Here is a 2,482-nt window from a genome sequence, read left to right as displayed (position 1 = left end):
GCCCAGGCCAATTCGAGCGTTGTCGTTGCGCGGGTCCGTTCAACAAGCCGTTGAAGGGAACAGCTTCGCACTACGGGGGCCGTCGGAGCTTCAAACACTGTCTCTTAACTAATTGTTCTGTCAATGAGATACACCATGAAAATAAGAATCATTCTTCTATCAACAATACTATCTATAGTTCCCTTATTTGCATTCGCTTCTTACACAGGTCCTTTTGAGGTTATTTGTGGTTCTTGGGGAAAATCAATAAGTGAATTCGGAAAAGTTTGGGATTATATGGAATATAGAATTCCTGTTATTCTTTATGTTTCCAAAGATAATAGAATATTTCTTTATGATTTTTCTAATAAGCGAACCCTAATATACGACCAAACAGGGAACTTAAATAAAGTAGTAAGCGCTAAAGCCAGCGATTATAGTTGCTATAATTATTGGGGATTTGAAGGCTATTCAAAAAAGGGAGATGCTTGGTTATATAGAAAAGAATACTATGAACTAAAATCAAACGAAGGTCATACTATTGAAACTATCGATTATAAACCAAAAGAGATAGGCCTTGAAAAGAACGCTACAATTGAATATCCGGACTTCATATATAGTATAAGCACCACTAACTATGAGAGATACATCAGAGATAATCGCAAAAATCTATATTTAATAGTTCGGTATAAACATATTCGAAAAAATGATTCATTGGAAATAGATGCTTATAAGATAACCAGATTTGATATATATGAGAATGAATGGTCAACATTTTATTTGCCGATATCAAAATATAACCCATCACCACTGTTTAATCCTGACGTCGATTCTGCTGTAACACCAATAATTGAATATCGTTACCCTTTTATTTCATATTCTGGGGATATTTATTGTGTTGAGTCTTCAGAAGAGCAATTTAAAGTCTTGAAATGGGTTTGGAAAAGCAAAAAAGAGTAGTCGATACAACGAAACAGAACAAGTCATTGCACTGGACGGGCTTACAGCTGGGCATTCCCAAGCGATTCCGGTTTTTAAAAAATACAACCTATTCACCGGTGTCGGTCCTCGTCGCCCGCACGGTGAATTCCAGCGTTCGGCATAATAGAAAATGACTCCTTCAATCAAAATAATCAGATACCCTTACGAAGAACCACATCATTTAAATCTGGTGATGGAAGCCACGAAAGGTCACATTCAAGGACGGCTTGAGTTTTATTGTAATGCAAGTGATCTTATTGAATTGGCTAATGAACTCGAAGCCTTTCCACGCTATTCATCAGCTGTATATCTTTGGGAATTGGGCTCTGAAAGGGGGGAAGACCGCTTCGCACATTATTTTAGGCTTAGGCTGTTTACAACAGACTCAGTCGACCATTGTGCCATTCAACTTCGTTTTAATAATAATGAGGATTTACCTGACCGCGAGGTCGCTGAATTTTGCATAGAGGCAGATCACTCAGAGCTCAACCATTTTGGTAAGCTTGTCCGTAAATTTTCTAAGCTTGAGCATGAGGTGCTTTACTGGGAACGCTCTGGTGGGCAGATATATAAAAAAAATAAGGAAGCCGAACAAAAGCATTGAGAGGGACTGGGAAAAGCTGCGCTCCCTTCGGTCGCTACGCCTTTCCCAGCCCCTCATGCTTGGCGTTATGCAAAAAACAATCTGAGGTAATATGAAATTTTTCACAGAATACGTTGAAAATATAGAACAATTTATAAAGATAATTGAGTCAAGGTCAAATTACAGTAACCTCTATAGAGGAGTTGAAGATGCGAAAAACCATCTACTTATTCCTACAATAGGAAGATATTATGATGAATTCATCAAAAGTGGGCGAGATGAAGAGCATTACTTTAAGTATGAAAAAGATCTCTTTATACTATTTTATAAAAAAGCATTACAATTTTTAAATGGAAATAATCATGATGAATGGGAGTTATTGAGCTTAGCACAACATCATGGTTTAGCAACTCGGCTATTAGATTGGACATACTCGCCACTTGTTGCATTGTATTTTGCTATAAATAAAAACAGTAATGTGGATTCTTGTGTATACATCCTGGACGCAAAAATTCCCTTTTATAGCGAAGAAGACAAAAAGGGTTTTAGTCCTTTTGATTGTGGTGCAGTAGGTGCATATATGCCTAATAATATTACACCAAGAATTAGCGCACAAAACGGCTTATTTACATTACACCCAAACCCTCATGAGCCTCTTAATGAGTATATTAAAGGAAAAATTCTTATTAAGCCAGAACACAAACTTTTGATTAAAAAAAACTTAAATCACTTAGGTATAAACTCTCAGTCAATTTTTCCCGATATAGATGGATTATGTCAAAATTTGAATTGGATAAAATTCGAATCAATATTGAGTTAGCATAACATTAAGGATTGCTCGTGACCGTAGGTCACATCAATCCTTTGTTCAAGAAGCCCGGTTTTCGGTACTCGATGGTCTTATAGGGTATTGCTTTTCAGCAAACAGGCGGGAGCCCA

3 protein-coding genes are annotated in these 2,482 nt (G+C 37.0%); all 3 read left to right on the top strand.

Going from position 1 to position 2,482, the window contains the following annotated elements:
- Positions 1-135 precede the first annotated feature (135 nt).
- On the top strand, positions 136-939 hold the full coding sequence (locus MSL71_RS26260) for a hypothetical protein (protein WP_180147482.1): 804 nt from the start codon (positions 136-138) through the stop codon (positions 937-939).
- Between the two features lie 151 nt (positions 940-1,090).
- Complete coding sequence (locus tag MSL71_RS26255; protein ID WP_218951147.1) at positions 1,091-1,564, top strand: hypothetical protein; 474 nt, start codon at positions 1,091-1,093, stop codon at positions 1,562-1,564.
- A 91-nt stretch (positions 1,565-1,655) separates the two neighbouring features.
- The gene (locus MSL71_RS26250; RefSeq protein WP_180147479.1) at positions 1,656-2,363 is read left to right on the top strand and encodes an FRG domain-containing protein; all 708 of its coding nucleotides are present in this window, start codon (positions 1,656-1,658) and stop codon (positions 2,361-2,363) included.
- Positions 2,364-2,482: the final 119 nt, after the last annotated feature.

This window comes from Desulfoluna butyratoxydans (assembly GCF_900699765.1).
In the GTDB taxonomy this organism is placed as follows: domain Bacteria; phylum Desulfobacterota; class Desulfobacteria; order Desulfobacterales; family Desulfolunaceae; genus Desulfoluna; species Desulfoluna butyratoxydans.
The sequence above is the reverse complement of the archived record's forward strand: the minus strand, read 5'-3'. Positions and strand labels throughout refer to the sequence as shown.